This is a genomic window from Paenibacillus prosopidis, from assembly GCF_003337375.1.
Taxonomy (GTDB): domain Bacteria; phylum Bacillota; class Bacilli; order Paenibacillales; family Paenibacillaceae; genus Pristimantibacillus; species Pristimantibacillus prosopidis.
The window spans coordinates 34,616-52,928 of sequence record NZ_QPJD01000001.1; the positions used below are offsets into that span (position 1 = coordinate 34,616).

Below are 18,313 nucleotides of genomic sequence, written 5' to 3' on the forward strand. Positions count from 1 at the left end.
TTGTAAGCGCTTTAAATAAAATGAATGGAGGTTATTTAACGGATGAAATCAATTCCTGCATTATCGAAAATGGTACTGGCATTACTTATTGTTTTATCGAGCGTAATGCCGACCTATGCCGTATCTGCGGAAGATGCACTGGTAACGGATTCAGCTCCGGCAGCTGCAGTGTCTTCGACTGTCTTGCTCGAGGATGATTTTCAGGATGGCGATTCGAACGGCTGGACGTTAAGCGGCGGGACGGGAGCTTGGTCGGTTGCGGATGATGCGGCGGCAGCCGGCAACAAAATGCTCTATCAAAGCCTCAATGGTCCTGAAGCTTATGCGATTGCCGGAGACAGCTCATGGAGCAGCTACGTGTATGAAACAAAGGTTAAGCTGGTTAACGATGGTCCATACCCGGGCATCGTGGCACGCTATACCGATAATAATAACTACTACATGTTCAGGCTAAACCCAACGAGCATTAATAAGCTTGAGCTGTCCAAGAAAGTGAGTGGAACAAGCACAACGCTCGGTTCCTCCAATTTTACGACAGTCAAAGGCAAATGGTATACGATGCGAATGGTGGTTGACGGCAATACGATCCGGTGTTACATAGACGGCACCCGGATCTTTAGTATAACCGATAATTCGCTAGCCGCCGGTAAAGTCGGATTCCGGACGAACTGGGGCCAAATGGGTGTAGATGATATTCAGGTCCGGAGCTTGCCGGATCCGAAGCCGGCAGCCCCGAGCAATGTTCAAGCAGCAGAAGCAACCGCCTCGACCGTTGCGCTAAGCTGGGATGGGACCGTTGGAGCGTCGACTTACCGCGTATATCGCTCAACACAAGCGGATGCCAATTTTATTCAGGTCTATAACGGTTCCGCTGCATCATTCCGCGACACCGGATTGAATGCGGAAACAACCTACTACTATCGGGTTACGGCTGAGCTGGATGGATACGAGACCGCTGATTCTGCAACGGTCAGCACCATTACGAAGGCTAGTGCGGCAGCGCCAACCGGATTAAAAGCAACGGCTAAGTCGGAAAACACGATCTCCCTCAGCTGGGACGCCGTCACAGGAGCAGGCTCTTACTCGCTATACCGGGCAACCAATGCCTCCGGACCATTCACGACTCCTTTTTATTCCGGGCCTGCAACAGAAGTGTCAGATAGCGGACTGTCATCGGGCGTCACGTATTATTATACGGTGAGTTATTCGGATGCCAATGACGAATCGCAAAAGTCAGCCGTTATTAATGAAACGACGACATTGGTATTGCCGGCTTCGCCGGATCTGCTGCCCGGCATCGTGGCGGCATATCCCTTTAACGAAAGCACGGGAACTACTGCTGCACCTACATCAACAAGCAGCAATCAAGCAAAGGCTTCGTTAATAAATGGAGCCGTTTGGACAACCGGAAGGACTGGCGGAGCTGTCGATCTTGACGGTACGAACGACCATGTGCTGCTTCCGGCAGGCATCATGAAGGATTTAAATGAAATGACGATTGCCACATGGGTGAAGCAGGATACACTTAAGAGCTGGGCTCGCGTCTTTGATATGGGCTTAGGCACAAGCAATTATATATTTCTCACCACAGGAAGCGGCAATGGCGACACCAGATTCGTTCTCAAAAATGGCGGAAGCGAGCAGCTTGTGTCTAAAAGTCCGGCGCAGCAGACGGCCGGCAAATGGAAACATTATGCCATGACGCTGTCGCGAGGCACGGCGATCCTGTATGTGGATGGTACGGAAGTTGCCCGCAACTCCAATGTAACGATTAAACCGAGTGATTTTGGCAGCACGTCGCTCAATTATATCGGCCGGTCTTTATTTAGCGCCGATCCTTATTTGGACGGTAAGATCGATGATTTTTATATTTTCAACCGGGCTCTGGGTCCGGCGGAAGTTGCATTCTTTACCACGCAGGAGAATAAGGCCAATGTAGAAGCGGACACCGCGGCCTTGACCCTAGGTGATACAAGCGCCGTCATGACCGATCTGCAGCTGCCGCTTCAAGGCCCAAATGGCTCGAGCATCAGCTGGCAGTCGGATAACGCTTCGGTTATCAGTCCTAGCGGCGCGGTTGCCCGCCCGGCATTAGGCGAAGAAGACGCGGTTGTCGTATTGACAGCTGCGATTAGTCAAGGAAATGCATCGCAAAGTAAGTCATTTACGGTTACTGTATTGGCGGAGCTTTCCGATGCGGATGCAGTAGCCGCGGACAAGGCTGCACTAAAGGTTGCAAATGCGAATGCGGTTACGGCTAAGCTTACGCTGCCCGTATCAGGTTTGAATGACACGGTTATCAGCTGGAAGTCCGATCACGAGGTCAATCTCAGACCGGATGGAATGGTCAGCCGTCCGCCGATAGGCGCAGGGGATTTGAATGTGACGCTGACGGCGAAGATTACGAGAGGCTCAGTAACGGAAACAAGAGATTTTGTCATTACTATACACGAGCAGGATGAATTTACAGGATACTTGTTTGCTTACACCAAGGGTGGTACGTTGTATTATGCTGTCAGCCGTAACGGAAGAACCTGGACGGAGCTTAGCAGCAATGCGGGCGTTACGGCGATTGCCGGCCAAAACGTCTTCAAGCTGCTGTCCGAGGACAAATGGTATAAGTATGAATATGTGAACAGTGTTTGGTCGCTTTACTCGTCTAAGGATCTAACCGGCAGCTGGACGAAGGAGGCAGCATCATTCTTCTCGCTACCAGCCGGAGCACTCGAGGGCAGCTTCAAGCTGATTACCGAGGCGGAATGGAGCAGCCTAGTTCACAGACTATCGACTCCGAGAACGCTCGATGTTTTAAAAGTGACGACCAAGGCAGGATTTTCCCCAAGGCTTTCAGAGCTTGTGAAGATCGATTATACGAACAACCTGTATACGACTTTGGAAGTGGAATGGGATGCGATCGATGCTTCCAAATATGCAGCTGTCGGTACATTCACTGCGGCAGGTACGGTTAAGGGCACAAGCACGCGGGTGCAGGCAGCCGTAACGGTCATTGACGATAGCGCATACAGCGCAACGATCCGCAACGGGGAATTCTGGTACGACACCGAAGGCGGCATGATTCAGGCGCACGGCGGTCATATCATTAAAGTGGAGGATACGTACTACTGGTTTGGCGAGGATAAGGGACATAATTCGGCGGTGCTGAAGGGCGTTTCCGTATATGCCTCCAAGGATCTGAAGACGTGGGAGTTCCGCAACACGGTATTGACAACGGCATCGCACCCGGAGCTGGCATCCTCCAAGATCGAGCGTCCAAAGGTGCTTTACAATGAAAAAACCGGTAAATATGTTCTTTGGGGACATTGGGAAGAAGCGGGCAACTATAATCAGGCTAATGTCATTGTGGCCGTATCGGATACGGTGGACGGCGATTATACGTACGTGAACCGTTTCCAACCAGGCGGTATGCAGTCCCGGGACTTTACCGTATTCCAGGATGATGACGGTACGGCTTATTTATTCTCATCCTCGAACAATAACGCGGATATGAATGTATTCCAGCTGACCGATGATTATCTGTATACGGATCACCTGCTGTACACGCTTTTCCCTGGAGGGAAGCGTGAATCGCCGGCCATTGTGAAGAAGGATGGCGTCTATTACATGTTCACCTCCGGCTTGTCCGGCTGGTATCCGAATCAGGGCATGTATACGTCAACGACTAATCTGAAGGATAAAGCGGCGTGGTCTTCGCTTAAGCCGTTCGGCGACCCGTCTACCTATTACACGCAAGCGTCATTTATTGTTAATGTGTACGGATCGGAAACGACCTCCTATGTTTATGTGGGCGATCGCTGGAATCCGTCGGCATTAATGAATTCGCAATATATCTGGCTGCCGCTGCAATTAGATAACGGTGTTGCGGAGCTGGGGTATTCGGGCGAGTGGGATTTAAATGCAGCCACAGGCCGCTTCGAGACACCTAAGGATTTGCTTGTATCGCAAGACAAGCCGGTCACAGCAAGCTCTGCGGCATCCGGCTATCCGGCATCGGCAGCTAATGACGGGCGTTATGATAACTTCTTTGACTCCGGCAGTACCTCCTTCCCGCAGACATGGCGTGTAGATCTGGGGCGGGAGTTCGATCTAATCCGCGTCGATTTGAGCTGGAGAGAGTGGAACGGCTCGGAAATCTATTACACTTACAAAATCGAAGGCAGCAACGACGATCAAAATTTCACGTTGTTGGTGGATCAAAGCGGTAACCGGACAACATCATTTAACAGCCATAAGCTGACCGGCAAATACCGTTATGTTAAATTGACGATTCTCGGTCAATATGGCCACACCAACAATGCGAACAATCCGGTGACGTGGTATAGAGGCTTGCATGAGGTGAAAATCTATACGTCGGATATGAAGCTGGATACGCCGCAGGGTCTCACTGCCATGCCGGTTATTACTTCCGCTGCTTCCAAAGAGGCAACAAGCGTGAATGTGAAATGGCAGGCTGTGCCGAATGCTGCCCGTTATGTCTTGTACCGCTCGGATGATTTGAACGGCACGTATGCGGAAGTATACGATGGAAGAGCGATTGCATTCGGTGATAATGGTTTGACTAATGACGAAACCTATTATTATAAAGTAAAAGCAGTTCATCCGGGAGGAGAATCTGAAATATCGGAAGCGGTGGCGGTGAAGACTTTTTCCGTACCTGATAATCTTGAAGTATATGACAATACGATTGAGATGAAATGGCAGGATGAAGCAGGCAACACCAAGATTTTTCCGACGCTCAAAGCAGGTTCGACTTATTATTATTATGAATATGAAAGAGATAGCGACGGATTTAAACAGATTAACGTTCAAACTTCGGAAGATGGGGAGAACTGGTCAGCGAAGCAGGTTGTCCTCACCCGGGCATCGCATCCGGATTTAGCGGCATGCAAATTCGAAGGCTTGTCTTTCACTTACAATGAAGAAACAGGCAAAGTCGTGGCTTGGATGCATTATGAAAATAATAAAGATTACACGCTCGGCAGAGCAGCTTCTATGTCAGGAGATCCCGGAGAGGAGTTAACCTTTCATGGCAGCTTCAGGCCAAACGGCAACGATTCAAGGGACATCGCTTTCTTTAAAGATGATGACGGTACGGGATATATCATTTCATCAGGAAATACGAACAGCGATCTGTTCTTATACCAACTGAGCGACGATTATATTACCGTTGAGAGACAGGTAGCGAAAATTCATGAAGGCAAGCATCGTGAAGCGCCTAGCATGATTAAAAAGGATGGAATCTATTATCTGTTTACCTCAGAGGCTGCCGGATGGTATCCGAGCAAGGGCATGTATGCTTCGGCTTCGTCGATTGAGGGCCCTTGGTCAGAGCTGAGGAGCATTGGAAATTCATCGACGTTTTCTGCTCAGTCTGGCGGAGTATCGGCGACAAAGGGTACGGAAGCGACCTCGTATTTTATGCATGCGAACAGGTGGCTGCATGGATGGGCAAGCCAAGCGACAGGATCGAGACAGCGCTGGCTGCCGATTTCGCTTAACAACGGCTACGCTTCCTTTGATTACTATGATCAAGTTCTCTTTAACCGGAAAACAGGTGTAGTCGTTCCGGTTCAGGACGGTATTCTTCTATCTGAAGGAAAGCCCGCATATGCACAGGATGGGCTGGAAAGCAATCGAGCCTCCAAAGCGAATGACGGGGATTATTACACAAGCTGGGTGTCCGCCAGCGCCACTTGGCCGAAGTGGTGGATGGTTGACTTGGGAGACAATTACAACCTGAGAAATATTCAGATTTCATGGTATCTGCATAAGGGCTCCGAAGGTTATCCTAAGTACAAGATTGAAACAAGCACAGATGGCATCAACTTTACGACTGCATTGGATCGTACGGATAATTTGGATTATGGTTTTACCTCCGATAAGCTGACCGGACAGGCAAGATATGTCCGAGTGCAGCTGGTCGATGCGGTGCTGCACAATAATCCGAACAACTGGTATACTCCTCATCTAAGCGAAGTGAAGGTATTCGGGACTCCGCTGGATAAAACGGCGCCGGTCACGGCAGCTACTGTGCAGTCGAAGCTTCCGAATGGCGCGAACGGCTGGTATACGTCGGATGTTAAGCTAACGCTGACAGCTGAAGACGGGGATGAAGGCGAAGGCGTGGAGCTGACGGAGTACCGCTTGAACGGCGGGGAGTGGACAGCTTATACAGAACCGGTCACCCTATCCGAGGAAGGCAAGACGATTATCGATTACCGTAGCGCGGATAAGGCGGGCAATGTAGAGGAAGCCAAATCGCTTGAGGTCAAAATCGACCTTACGGCACCAGTGGTGCAAATAACAGGTGCGGCTTTGTACACAATCGACCAGACTGTCACCTTGACGTGCAGCGCGACTGATGTCATTTCAAGCGTATACGGTACTCCATGCGCAAAACCACTGCTTCAGGTTAAGGCTTATACCCTAGCGTCCGGTCAGAATACGGCAACGGTCACAGCGAAGGACATGGCGGGACATGGAACGACGGCTACGCATACGTTTACCGTTAAGGCAACGTTTGACAGCTTGAAGACAGTGACGACCGCTTTCCTTCAGTCGAAGGGTGCCAAAGGATGGGACGGTATCGCAAAATCGTTGAACTATAAGCTGGATCAAGCGAAAGCTGCGGCTGGGCGGGGCAACACAGCTGCGGTTAAGGACTTGATGACCTCTTATATAGGTCAAGTATCTGACCAGATCGGCTATTCGTTAACGAAAGAACAAGCCGATATCCTGATCCGGTGGGCCCAAACGCTTATCTAGGTCAAAATAGAATAGTGAAACGGAAGGCCGGCGGGAGTTATTCCCTCCGGCCTTCACCATTTTTGTCCTTGAAATGCCAAAGGGTTTGAATGGGTTTCATACAGGTTGGAAAAATAAAAGTAAAAATGGACGCTATCTGCTTCGAAACAGTCCGATCTATTCACTTCCGTCGGTAACCGGGTCATCAGGATTTCTTGAAATAGAGCCATTAACGGAATAGCCTTTGCTACAGCCGTTAATGTCCGTCTGACCAATGTGATCATCCTTTCCCCACATATATAGGAATAACAATACCCACATAGTATGTTGATGGTGGTGTGTCCCGGCACGATGTTTGTCTTGATTTATTCGCCTATTCTAGGTCTTTTTGATACGTGATGGAGCTGTAATACTTTCGTAATGGTTTTCTAATAGTTTCGCAAGCGTATCGTTCTTGGATGGTTAGCATTGTTCGTTAATATCGTTTGTAGGCGAAAGAACAATGTGTTGATCTAAGGAGGAGATTATTTTGAAAAAAGGTATCTGGGGCGCATTATTGCTGGGGAGCATGCTGGCGCTAAGCGCGTGCAACGCGAATGAGGACAACATGAGCAACTCGCAGACGGAAATGAACGAAAGTATGACTGATGAAAGCATGAAGGATGAAACCATGACTGACGAAACCATGACTGATGAAAGCATGAAAGACGAGGGTATGAAGGATAAAGAAATGATGGATGACGATAAGAAGATGGAGGATACGAAGATGGAGGATACGAAGACAGATGACATGAAGACAGATGACATGAAGACAGATGACATGAAGACAGATGACATGAAGTCAGAGGAAACAAGCGAAGATGATATGAAAACGGATAACAAGATGTAATAGGGTTAAAAGCGGGACGCTCAAGTTAGAGCTGATTACCGACCACGATCGGCAGATCCCTCCGTCGTATGGCGGGGGGATTTATTTCTACTTAGACAGGTATAGTCGTATCCGCAGCGCTCCAGAGGTATAATGGACATAGATGATACGAAACGGATTTAGCGGGAGGAAACAAACTTGGGTGCGAGTATAATTGTAGCCGATGATGAACGGAATATAACGGATGTTTGCCGCCGCTATTTGGAGCGAGAGGGCTGCACGGTATGGATTGCCTCCGATGGCGAGGAAGCGCTGCGCTTGTGGAGGGAGCATCGTCCGGACCTGCTTGTGCTTGATTTAATGATGCCGAAGCTGGACGGGCTTGAAGTTTGCGATATTATTCGCCAATCGGAGGATACGCCGATCATTATGCTGACGGCACGCGGGGAAGAGGCAGACCGGCTTCTCGGCCTTACGATGGGCGCTGACGACTATATGACGAAACCGTTCAGTCCGAGAGAGCTTGTGCTTCGCGTCAAAAATATACTGAGAAGAACGGGCGCAAACGTAAGCTCGATGGCCAAGGAGCAGTCTCCAGCGCCTGGTGGCGAAACGGGGCAATCGCTTCATTTTGACGGATTATCGATATTTCCACAGGAGAGACGGGTAACGGTTAAGGGGGCGGAGGCGGAGCTTACGGCCAAAGAATTCGATATGCTCCATTTACTGGCCTTATATCCAGGCAAAGTGTTCTCGCGCAGCCAGCTGCTTAATCAAATCTGGGATTTCGCTTATGATGGCGATACGACGACGGTAACGGTTCATGTCCGCCGTCTGCGCGAGAAAATTGAGGATAATCCGTCCGATCCGTGCTGGATTAAGACGGTTTGGGGGATCGGCTATAAGCTGGATAGCAAAGGGGCAACCGTATGAAGCTGCGCTCCTACTTATTGCTCGCGAATACGATAAGTATTGCGTTTATTATTATTTTGCTGCTGGTGTTCTACCGGTATATGCTTTTGAACAGGGAGCAGTTCATTTGGTTGACCTTGGCGACTGTTGGCGCGGGTGTTGTGTCGGCACTGCTGCACTTTTTGCTGGTGCGTCCGCTGGAGACGTCCGTCCGCCGGATTGGAGAGGGTGCAGGCCGAATTGCGGCAGGTGATCTTCAAGCCCGCGTGGAGCACACGGGACTGACAGAATTTAAAAAGCTTGCTGAACAGTTTAATCTAATGAGCACAAGCTTGGATGAAAGCTTTCGTCAGGTAAAAGCAGCTGAGTCGGCACAGCGGGAGCTTGTTGCGAATATGGCGCATGATCTGCGAACGCCGCTCGCGTCGGTGCAGTCGTACGTGGAGGCACTGGAGGACGGCGTTATTCAGGATGAGGAGACGTTCCGGCGATATTTGGCTACGATTCGCTCGGAGACGGTCAGACTTGGAGAGTTGATTCACGATTTATTTGAATTGTCGACGCTGGGCGCGGCGAAGCGGGAGCCGGAGGAGCTTAAGCCTGCGGTTGTGGAGGATGTGCTTGTCGAGCTGCTGCCGCGGTTTACGAAGCCGATTGACTCGAAATCTTTGCAACTGAGGGTGAAGCTGCCGGACCGGCCGCTTCGCTTAAGGATGCAGCCGCGCCATCTGCAGCGGATACTGCAAAACTTACTCGAAAATGCGGTGAGGTACTCGCCGCAGGGCGGGTTGATTTTTATAGAAGCGGAAGAAATGAAGGAAGAGCCCGGGAGGGTCATTCGGTTTACCGTATCCGATGAAGGAGAAGGCGTACCGATGGAGGAAAGAGAGCGCATATTTGAGCGTTTTTACCGGTCCGACCGTTCTCGAAGCAGGGAAGGCGGGGGGGCGGGACTGGGGCTCTCGATTGCGAAGCTGCTGGTAGAGCAGTACGATGGACAGATAGGCATTATGCCGTCGGGACTTCTTCAAGGAAGTACGTTTTGGTTCACGGTTCATGAAGCGGTTGAAGGAGCCGGAGAGGGTCAAGTAACAAAAGCCACATTGAAGGAGGAGGCTTCCTTATGAGCGGGTTCATCGAACGGTTGCGTAAAGGCTATGGCAAAAAGCTCGTATCGCTTCACGCTTGGAACGGTTGGATTGTCGTTATTTTGACGTTGACCGGGCTAATACTCGTGGGCGGGTTCTGGCGCGGCTTTCTCGGTGAGGGCCGCGTGTGGATCAAGTGGCTGCATATCGTCGTCGGTATTGCTTCGATTTTGCCCGTGCTTTACTATTTGGCGCTGGCGGGGAAGCATTGGAAGCAGCTGAAGCAAAAGCCTTGGCAGCGGTTTAACGTGCTCGTTGTGCTCGGATTGCTGCTTGGCTGGTTCGGCTCAGGCGTGCTGCTGTGGCAGTTTAAAGCGGTTGGCCCGAGCGTATCGAACATTGCATTAGTGGTGCATGATTTGCTTACGTGGATCGGCCTTCCTTATATTATTTATCATTCCATTACCCGGGCAAAATGGCTCAAGGAGCCTAGCCGCCGGACGATACAGAGCGAACGCGAAACAGTGGACGTGCATCCTGCAGGAGTGCCGCAGCCTATCTATACGCGCAGAGCGTTTATCCGCGGAGCGATAGGTGTGGGACTCGCGGTCACGCTTGGACCATCGTTCATGAAGTGGTTAGGCAATTCAATCGGCAGCGTCGGCGGTACCCAAACGATCGATAAGTTGATCGAAAATGATGCCAACATGCTGGTGCCGGCGCCGCAGCCGCTTCCCGCATCAGCGCCGCCGATGGGCGGCGGGGCGATCGGTCAATTCCGGGTGTACACGGTGACGCCGATACCGGAATTTTCGAATGATAACTGGTCTTTTACGATAGATGGCCTTGTGGAGAATTCATTCAAGTGGGATTGGAAGCAATTTGTTGAGCTGAAGCGTACGGTGCAGGTGAGTGATTTTCATTGTGTAACCGGCTGGTCCGTGTATAAAAACACATGGGAAGGCATACCACTCAAAGAGCTGCTGAAAAAGGCCGGTGTGAAGCCTGGCGCGCAAACCGTGAAGCTATATTCCGGCGACGGGGTTTATACCGATACCTTAACGCTTGAGCAAGCCGACATGGATGATGTAATGGTTGCAGTCATGCATGACGGCAAGCCGATCCCGAGCGATCTCGGTGGTCCAGTCCGATTAGTCGTGCCGAAAATGTATGCGTACAAATCAGTAAAATGGTTAAACAGGATTGAGCTGATCGAAGGCGAACATATAGGGTATTGGGAGCAGCGTGGCTATGCGAACGACGCTTGGGTGTGAGACGATGGAAAGGTGGTTACTTATGGGCGATCATAACATTGTACATCAGACGTTTACGTTAGAGCTGGATCAGGTCGTAAAAGTAAGAGGAGACATTCGACTGAAGGAGGATGGACGGCGCAAGCCGGTCCTCCTTTTTGCGCATGGATTTAAAGGCTTTAAAGACTGGGGATTTTTCCCTTATGCTTCTGAGCGGTTCGCAAGCCAGGGTTTCGCCGTCATTACGTTTAACTTCTCACATAACGGTGTGAATAAGACTGACTTTGACGAGCTGGACCGATTCAGTGCCAATACATATTCGCAGGAGCAAAATGATCTTGCGGCGCTGCTTGTGGCGGTTCATGAGGAGAAGCTTCCGTTTGTGGAACAGATCGATAAGCGGCAGATTTTTCTAGTGGGGCATAGCCGCGGCGGCGGGAATAGCGTGCTGTTCGCAGCGGAGCATCCCGAAATACGCGGTGTCGTGACGTGGAACGGGATTGCGGACTGCAACCTGTTCGGGGAAGCGTTCCGCGAACAGGTTTTGCGTGACGGAGTGGGCTTTGTAGCCAATGTACGGACGAAACAGCAAATGCCGATATCGGCACTGTTCTTCGAGGACTTGGACCGCAATCGGGAGCGCTTCGACATCGCGGCACGAGCAGCTGCGTTGAAGACACCTGTTCTGTTCATCCAAGGCGATCAAGATTCGGAGAGAATATTGAACGATAATCGGAAGCTGCGCGAAGCGGCTCCACATCATCGCTTTGCGACGCTGGAAGGCGCAAACCATACATTCGGAGCGGTGCATCCTTTTGCCGGGACGACGGATCATTTGGAGCGGGCCATCGCCATTACCGGCGCATTTTTTGCTCCATTATTGATCCGGCCTGATAAATGCGATAATTAACAATATTAAATAATATCGAAAGCAAGAGGAGATGAGTAAAATGACATATTTTAAAAAGGCTGAATGGGTGCTGGAACGTTTGGGTGAGGACGGTATTGTCATCGTGGATACCCGGTATGCGTTGAACGATTCGGAAGCGGGCAGGAGGGTGTATGCGGAATCTCATATACCCGGCGCCTATTATTTAGATTTGAGTCACGACCTTTCCGGACCGAAGCGCCCCGATGGACAAGGCGGCCGCCATCCTTTGCCGGAGCCGAAAGAGCTGGCAGCAGTATTAGGTCGAATCGGGATTGGCAAAAATACGACGGTAGTTGCTTATGACGATCAGGGCGGGGCAATGGCTTCCCGTTTGCGGTGGCTATTGAAGTGGATAGGGCATGACGGACAAGTATTTCTGCTTGAAGGTGGATTTGCAGGCTGGCAAGCAGCCGGTCATCCGGTCAGCACCGAAACGCCTGCTCCTGCGGAGGGTGTTAGCTTCGAGCCAGAGGTCCGGAACGAGCTGTTGGTAACCCAAGCCGAGGTGAAGGAGAGAATCGGAAGGAAGGGTACGGTACTGATTGATTCCCGCGAGGCTCCCCGCTACCGCGGCGAAGTCGAACCGCTTGATCCCGCTGCCGGCCATATACCAGGCGCAATCAACCGTTTCTGGAACGAAGGCAAACGCGCCGACGGCACGTGGAAGTCGCCGGAGGAGCAGGCAGAGCGCTTCGCCGGGCTATCACGTGACGATGAAATCATCGTCTACTGCGGTTCGGGAGTTACGGCAACGCCGAATGTGTTCGCGTTGGAGGAAGCGGGATTCCGCAATGTGAAATTGTATGCGGGGAGCTGGAGTGATTGGAGTTCCAGACCTGAGAACCCAGTTGCTACGAGTGAGGAGTAAAGCTGAGAGGCATATAGCAGTATTTAAGTTTTGAATATATCGCCACTTGATGCTCAGAGTCAACACGGAATCAACACTTGCTCTCTGAAAAACTTTCACTAAGCTCCGTGCCGATCATGCGTTTGTGTTCTCCCTGTTTCGTGTAGCTCCTGCGTTCGTTCCTCTCACACCCCCTGCACATAAAGAAGGCCGGCAGCCCTTGTCTTTCGAGTGGCTAACCGGTCCTTCTTTAACTAAGTCGTTTCCTCTAATATTTCTCCACTTGTGCAACAAGAAATCACAATACTTTCAACTTTACTATTTGATCAACAGAAAATCCCATGTTTTCTCCCTGCCGCGATTTACCAACGATAGTACTCTGTGCCTTCATTCGCGTCCGCTATATAGACTGTCACATTGCGGACGTTCAACAGTCCGGGTTTGTAACGATTGCCCCGATCGTCAACGAATTCGGTTAACAGCAGGCTGGATTTACCGAGGGACAGCACATCCGCTACATATGTGTACTTGTCGTCAATGGTGATTTTCACATCGTACCGAACATCTCCGCTGCGGTTATGGACAATCAGATAATTATTCGTAACGGCAATGTCGGTATACGGAATCGTGCCGGATGGAAGGGGGATGCCGCATCCGGTCGTGAAGACGGCAAGGCAAACGATTAGCAAGAATAATGAAACGTTTCTCCCCGCCGGTTTCCTCATGCAATTCATCAGGTCTGTCCGCATCATTCACGTTCCTTTCCGTTTGATTCAATAGACAAGGCAAGGTCAAAGAACAGATTGGGCGAGGAGGGGTGGCTGCGGTGCACTTCAACGGCGATGATATTGGGTCCCTTCACAAGCTTGTTCAAATGGGCTTTCAGATCAATTCTTCGAAAGAAGGAAAATTCATTCGGAAACGCCAACGACGATTCGGTTAAGAGCCCGGTTCGAATGGCGTCCCGGGATACTTCCTGGCCGTTCAGATAAACGACGTAACCGTCCTCATAGGCGATATTCAAATATAATCCGGACAAATCCACCGGATCGCCATCCAATTCAAACGACTTACGAAAATAATAAGTCGGGAACTTCGCGGCCTCCAAGCTTGTTTGAATATAAGCCTGCCGATCACTGTTATTCGTATTTCCCAAAGGAGCCCTGCCGATCTTCCAGGCGGAATCGTCGTATTCCGGACTGCGCCAATCGTAAGCAGGCAGTTGAACAGTTTCCGTGTGAGAAGTCTCTATGATTGCCCCCTCTCCCGTCGCATCGATCTCTTCCGGTATGTCGATTTTGATCGCCTCGCTGCCCGGATGGTAGCGCCATAAGGATTGTATGCCCACGAGCGGGATTTCCTGTTTTTGTTCCATCGAATCAAGGTTCCACGAAGCCAGATTCAGCGCATCCTGTTCCAGTTGATCGAGCACTTGTCCCTGTTTATTCACGGCCTTAATGGATAGGTCGTCATTATTCGCTTCAATGACCGTAATGAAAGGCGTTTCCTTAAACCTGGACAAATCCCACAATCCCCATCCCTTATATTCGGCGGGCACATAATCGGAAGGCTTTTGTTCAACGGCCAATTCAAGGGTGTAGACGGAATCGCGGATGAAAACCGCGTTAATTCCGGCAGCTCTGAAGGTGTTCCATATCTCGGGAAGCTTCGGATCTTCGCTCAGCCATGCAAAGGTGAACGTTTGCTTAGATTCGTCAACCGTCTGACGGATCCATTCCAACTGGCGGTCTCCCGCATCCGATAACCGATCGGCGTTCAGAAAGAATAATCTGGCGTTTTCGTTACTGACCGTATAGAAAGATTTCCCGTAACCCGGAAGCGTCTCGGCAGGCACATGAGGATAAGCTTGGTTGAAACGGTTTTCCGTCGTAGAACCGTCAAATATGGGATAAACTTGAAACGTTTGTGCTTCCGGATGACGCTGCAGCAGCTGGTGAGGCGCGGCAAAAAACGAAATGTCCCCGAATTGCTTGATCCACTCCCCGACTTCCCCTTGGCTGAAATAACCGAATCGAAATGACTTGGACGTCGGGGCGGATGACTTGGCTCCTTCCGTCGGCACGTTTGTCCAATAGAAGGAAAAAAACAGCAGACACAAGGACACATACAGTAACAAAGAAAGTTTATATTTGTATATGATGGACATGATTAGCCTCCCGGCAAAGTGTTCGGCATGTTCGGCCAGCCCAGTAAGGCGTGGTAAACCGTAGGCCAGATGACGATCAGATTGGCAATAAAGGCAACGGCAAATACGATCGTCCATGGTTTCAGAGCAACCTCTTTCCGTCCGATCGTCCAGTGGAATATAGCCCATGTGGCCAACCAGACGAGCAGTCCAGCCGTTTCTTTGCCGGCATAAGGACCGATGCCCCACCAACCGGGCATCCAGGAGCCCATCTTCAGCAAAATCGGATTGGCTTTGACGGGATCATAAACGCTCCATAAGTGACTGACCGTTGTCGCTGTGATACCGAGCCATACCGAAAGCAGAACGGCAGCGAATTCGCCTGTTTTTCGTTGCTTGTGCGCTTGCACGATTTTCTCCCCCTTTCAACCGTGTTAAAAATCATACCATTCTAAGTTTCGCCAAGCCGATGCCAAACACAAATCCGATCAGCAAACAGATCCAGAATAGCGTGATCAATAAAGCGATGATCCCGCTTGCCGCCGAGCCCGGTTCGAGAGCATGGCGAAACCGGCGCAATAAAACGGCCGCCGCAATTCCCAGAGGGAGCGGGTACAGCGAGACGAATTCTTTATATTCCATCACGATCAAATGTAACGCGGGGCTATGGTACAGCAGCCACTCCTGGGGACCGTCCGGCGCCCGGTATGCGATATAGAGCCAGTTGCCGAACACGATCGTGAGCAGAACCATAAGATTCGTCAGCCAGAGCATCCATTCCAGTCTGGCCGGGGCCCCTGCCTTACCCCGCAGCATGGGATAGATCAGATGAAGCGTTTGGCAGCTCATGATGACGGTGACGGTCGCGCCCAATCCGTGCAGGATGGCCGCCAGCTTATGGTTGCTGAAACCCATGACATTGAACAGAGGGATTGATAAAAAAAGGAGAGCAGCTATGCTCGCTTGCGTAACTGCAAAATCTCTTGCAGTGAACAATGGTCTCATCGGCAGTCCATCTCTCTCTCTGTCGGGATTTGTCATATCTTATTTAGTATAGAGAAGAATTGCATTAGAAATATTATAGCGATATTAAATAATTGTTAATCCGAGAGGAAGTTTTAAACAGTTTTTTATTAGTTTTTTATAATTTTTTATAGTTTTTTATAGGGTTTTTTTATTCACTTAACACAAAATTAAAACAATCTATTAAATTTAATCAGTATAATCTCTTTGGGCAGTTTGAATACGGGAATATCTGTTAACCGCAAATTCTTTCGTGGTACAAGAGGAAAGAAAGATGGAAGCAAATCAAACGAGGTGGCAGCGATGTGCCGACGGTTGGGATGCCAGTGGTAAAAGGAGGTAAAGAAGACTTTTTTAGTTTCAGCTTTAGACCGAACCGTGCGGCGGGTTCCCGTGATTCCGACTCCTAATCAAAGAGAAGAGAAGGGAAGAAAAAGATGAAAGCTAAGTGGAAAGGTTTATTGGTTCTCTGTGTTATTAGTATTCTTTTCACCATTGGTATGTACGGCGCGTCAGCTGCCAGCAACATCTTAAAAGGGCCGTATCTGCTGTTCGAAGGTTCCAACACCTCAATGAGCGTTCTTTGGCAGACAAGCGTGAACGAGTCGAACGTCATCAGTTGGGGTACCGACACCACTTATTCGATGGGGCAAGCGACCGTCGCGACGTATAATTCCGCCTACCAGCACAAGTACACCATCACCGGGCTGCAGCCGGGCACCAAGTACTACTATAATGTGGACGGTCATGCTGGCTCTTTCGTCACCGCGCCGGCGAGCACCGCTACTTCCGTGAAGTTCCTCTCCTACGGCGACAGCCGTACCTACCCGGCTAACCAAGAGAAGGTAGCTGCCAAGGCACGTGCGGCTTATGCCGCCGACCCGGCCTACCAGACCCTTCTTCTGAACAGCGGGGACTTTGTCGGCGTCGATACCGAGAGCGACTGGACTGCTCATCACTTCGTTTCCGGGACCACCTACCCGCAGATTCACGCCCTCCAGGCCGAGGTTCCTATGATTGGGGCAAGGGGCAACCATGAGGGTACAGGCGCGGTCTACAGAAAGTACTTCCCTTATCCGTACGTGGCTAACCACTACTGGTCCTTCGATTACGGACCGGTCCATTTCGTCGTGCTTGACATGTATGCCACCTTCACCTCCGGCTCGGCTCAGTACAACTGGCTGGTCAACGACCTTGCCTCCACTACCAAGCAGTGGAAGGTTGTTATGGGCCATGCGCCGGGGTGGGGTGCCGGCACTCATGCGAACAATACCTCTGTCCAGACCGACATCCATCCCGTCTTGAAGCAATATGGGGTACAATTGTACCTCAATGGACACAACCATAACTATGCCCGTGCGGTCGTCGACAATATCCAGTACGTTACTTCCGGCGGCGGCGGCGCTTCCTTGTATACTCCTAACGCTACCTGGCCGAATATCGTCAAAACGGATATGTCGCACCACTTAACCGAGTTCGACGTTGTTGGAAGCACATTGACCATGATCGCCCGCCGGGCAGACGGCACGGTGATTGAGACCGTAACTGTTCCCCAAGGCGGCGGTTCCGGCGGCAACCAGCTTCCAGTGGCTAATGCCGGCGCTGACCAGACGGTGACCGACGAAGGCAACGGTGAAGAAACGGTTGTTCTGAACGGGTCCGGAAGCAGCGATCCGGACGGCACGATCTCTTCCTATGTCTGGAAAGAGGGAGCAACCCAGATTGCCACCGGCGCCACTCCGAGCGTCCGCCTGGCTGTTGGCACCCATACCTTAACCCTTACGGTAACAGATAACGCTGGGGCCACTGACACTGACACGGTGGTCGTCACCGTCAATGCTGTCGGCGGCGGCACTTCCACCACCGTCACTTCCCAAGTCAGCGCAGGCAGCGATGATGCGGAGCAGAACCAAAGCGGCGGTTCCGTGAACCTTACCAGCACCGACTTAGAATTGGTGTTCGACACCACGACCACCGGCAACCAATACGTCGGAATGCGCTTCAACAACGTTAACGTACCGAAAGGCAAGACCATTACGAACGCCTACATCCAGTTCACTGTGGATGAGACGAACTCCGGCACAACCAACCTGACCATCAAGGGACAGGCAGCCGATAATCCGGGCACCTTCACCACGTCGGCTTCCAACATCTCCTCCCGTGCCACCACGACCGCTTCCGTTGCTTGGAGCCCTGTCGCTTGGAACACGGTAGGAGCAGCCGGGGCTGACCAACGGACTCCGGATCTGAAGAGCGTTGTCCAGGAAATCGTCAACCGCACTGGCTGGGTACAAAACAATTCCATGGTCTTTGTCGTCACCGGTACCGGTGAGCGGACCGCGTCGGCCTATAACGGCTCAGCTACACAAGCCGCAAAACTGGTCGTGACTTACCAGTAAGATCTTTTTTGTTCGCAGCATGATAAAAAAGGCGGTCGCAGGGTTTTCCCTGCGACCGCTCAATAACTCAAAGAAGAAACGAGG

The 18,313-nt window shown here is 51.0% G+C and carries 12 protein-coding genes; 8 read left to right on the plus strand and 4 right to left on the minus strand.

Annotation, left to right across the window (positions count from 1 at the left end):
- Positions 1-42 precede the first annotated feature (42 nt).
- The 7 genes from DFP97_RS00125 to DFP97_RS00160 all read left to right on the plus strand — a co-directional run bounded on the left by DFP97_RS00125 (position 43) and on the right by DFP97_RS00160 (position 12,682).
- Positions 43-6,783: an immunoglobulin-like domain-containing protein gene (locus DFP97_RS00125; protein WP_114377960.1), complete on the plus strand. Its 6,741-nt coding sequence runs from the start codon at positions 43-45 to the stop codon at positions 6,781-6,783.
- Positions 6,784-7,291: 508 nt separating this feature from the next.
- Positions 7,292-7,651 (plus strand): hypothetical protein, encoded by a 360-nt coding sequence (locus tag DFP97_RS00135; RefSeq protein ID WP_114377962.1) that lies wholly within the window; start codon positions 7,292-7,294, stop codon positions 7,649-7,651.
- A 177-nt stretch (positions 7,652-7,828) separates the two neighbouring features.
- Positions 7,829-8,563, plus strand: coding sequence for a response regulator transcription factor (locus DFP97_RS00140; RefSeq protein ID WP_114377963.1), 735 nt, complete (start codon positions 7,829-7,831; stop codon positions 8,561-8,563).
- A complete protein-coding gene (locus tag DFP97_RS00145; protein WP_114377964.1) occupies positions 8,560-9,669 on the plus strand; it encodes a sensor histidine kinase in 1,110 nt (369 codons plus the stop codon). The genes DFP97_RS00140 and DFP97_RS00145 overlap by 4 nt, the downstream gene beginning before the upstream one ends.
- The gene (locus DFP97_RS00150) at positions 9,666-10,904 is read left to right on the plus strand and encodes a molybdopterin-dependent oxidoreductase (RefSeq protein ID WP_114377965.1); all 1,239 of its coding nucleotides are present in this window, start codon (positions 9,666-9,668) and stop codon (positions 10,902-10,904) included. Before DFP97_RS00145 ends, DFP97_RS00150 begins: the two co-directional genes overlap by 4 nt.
- Positions 10,882-11,793 (plus strand): alpha/beta hydrolase family protein, encoded by a 912-nt coding sequence (locus tag DFP97_RS00155; RefSeq protein ID WP_245975762.1) that lies wholly within the window; start codon positions 10,882-10,884, stop codon positions 11,791-11,793. Before DFP97_RS00150 ends, DFP97_RS00155 begins: the two co-directional genes overlap by 23 nt.
- A 40-nt stretch (positions 11,794-11,833) precedes the next feature.
- A complete protein-coding gene (locus tag DFP97_RS00160; RefSeq protein ID WP_114377967.1) occupies positions 11,834-12,682 on the plus strand; it encodes a sulfurtransferase in 849 nt (282 codons plus the stop codon).
- A 341-nt stretch (positions 12,683-13,023) separates the two neighbouring features.
- On the opposite strand, the gene DFP97_RS00165 is transcribed toward DFP97_RS00160, so the two are convergent.
- From DFP97_RS00165 to DFP97_RS00180, 4 genes are read right to left on the minus strand one after another with little or no spacing between them, the layout of a single operon-like run.
- Complete coding sequence (locus tag DFP97_RS00165; protein ID WP_147275001.1) at positions 13,024-13,413, minus strand: hypothetical protein; 390 nt, start codon at positions 13,411-13,413, stop codon at positions 13,024-13,026.
- Entirely contained in the window at positions 13,410-14,828 is a 1,419-nt protein-coding gene (locus tag DFP97_RS00170; RefSeq protein WP_114377969.1) for a hypothetical protein, read from the minus strand. The genes DFP97_RS00165 and DFP97_RS00170 overlap by 4 nt, the downstream gene beginning before the upstream one ends.
- Positions 14,829-14,830: 2 nt before the next feature.
- The gene (locus DFP97_RS00175; protein WP_245975764.1) at positions 14,831-15,217 is read right to left on the minus strand and encodes a hypothetical protein; all 387 of its coding nucleotides are present in this window, start codon (positions 15,215-15,217) and stop codon (positions 14,831-14,833) included.
- A gap of 31 nt (positions 15,218-15,248) precedes the next feature.
- Entirely contained in the window at positions 15,249-15,812 is a 564-nt protein-coding gene (locus tag DFP97_RS00180; protein ID WP_114377971.1) for a hypothetical protein, read from the minus strand.
- Between the two features lie 455 nt (positions 15,813-16,267).
- Between DFP97_RS00180 and DFP97_RS00185 the strand changes: the two genes are divergently transcribed.
- Positions 16,268-18,229, plus strand: a complete 1,962-nt coding sequence (locus DFP97_RS00185; protein ID WP_114377972.1) for a PKD domain-containing protein — start codon at positions 16,268-16,270, stop codon at positions 18,227-18,229.
- The last annotated feature ends 84 nt before the right edge of the window (positions 18,230-18,313 follow it).

Bases quoted from the DNA above. Each gene is read 5' to 3' on its own strand.
- DFP97_RS00165 (WP_147275001.1), bottom strand. From the start codon at position 13,413: ATGATGCGGACAGACCTGATGAATTGCATGAGGAAACCGGCGGGGAGA.
- DFP97_RS00145 (WP_114377964.1), top strand. From the start codon at position 8,560: ATGAAGCTGCGCTCCTACTTATTGCTCGCGAATACGATAAGTATTGCG.
- DFP97_RS00180 (WP_114377971.1), bottom strand. From the start codon at position 15,812: ATGAGACCATTGTTCACTGCAAGAGATTTTGCAGTTACGCAAGCGAGC.
- DFP97_RS00150 (WP_114377965.1), top strand. From the start codon at position 9,666: ATGAGCGGGTTCATCGAACGGTTGCGTAAAGGCTATGGCAAAAAGCTC.
- DFP97_RS00125 (WP_114377960.1), top strand. From the start codon at position 43: ATGAAATCAATTCCTGCATTATCGAAAATGGTACTGGCATTACTTATT.
- DFP97_RS00185 (WP_114377972.1), top strand. From the start codon at position 16,268: ATGAAAGCTAAGTGGAAAGGTTTATTGGTTCTCTGTGTTATTAGTATT.
- DFP97_RS00170 (WP_114377969.1), bottom strand. From the start codon at position 14,828: ATGTCCATCATATACAAATATAAACTTTCTTTGTTACTGTATGTGTCC.
- DFP97_RS00155 (WP_245975762.1), top strand. From the start codon at position 10,882: ATGCGAACGACGCTTGGGTGTGAGACGATGGAAAGGTGGTTACTTATG.
- DFP97_RS00160 (WP_114377967.1), top strand. From the start codon at position 11,834: ATGACATATTTTAAAAAGGCTGAATGGGTGCTGGAACGTTTGGGTGAG.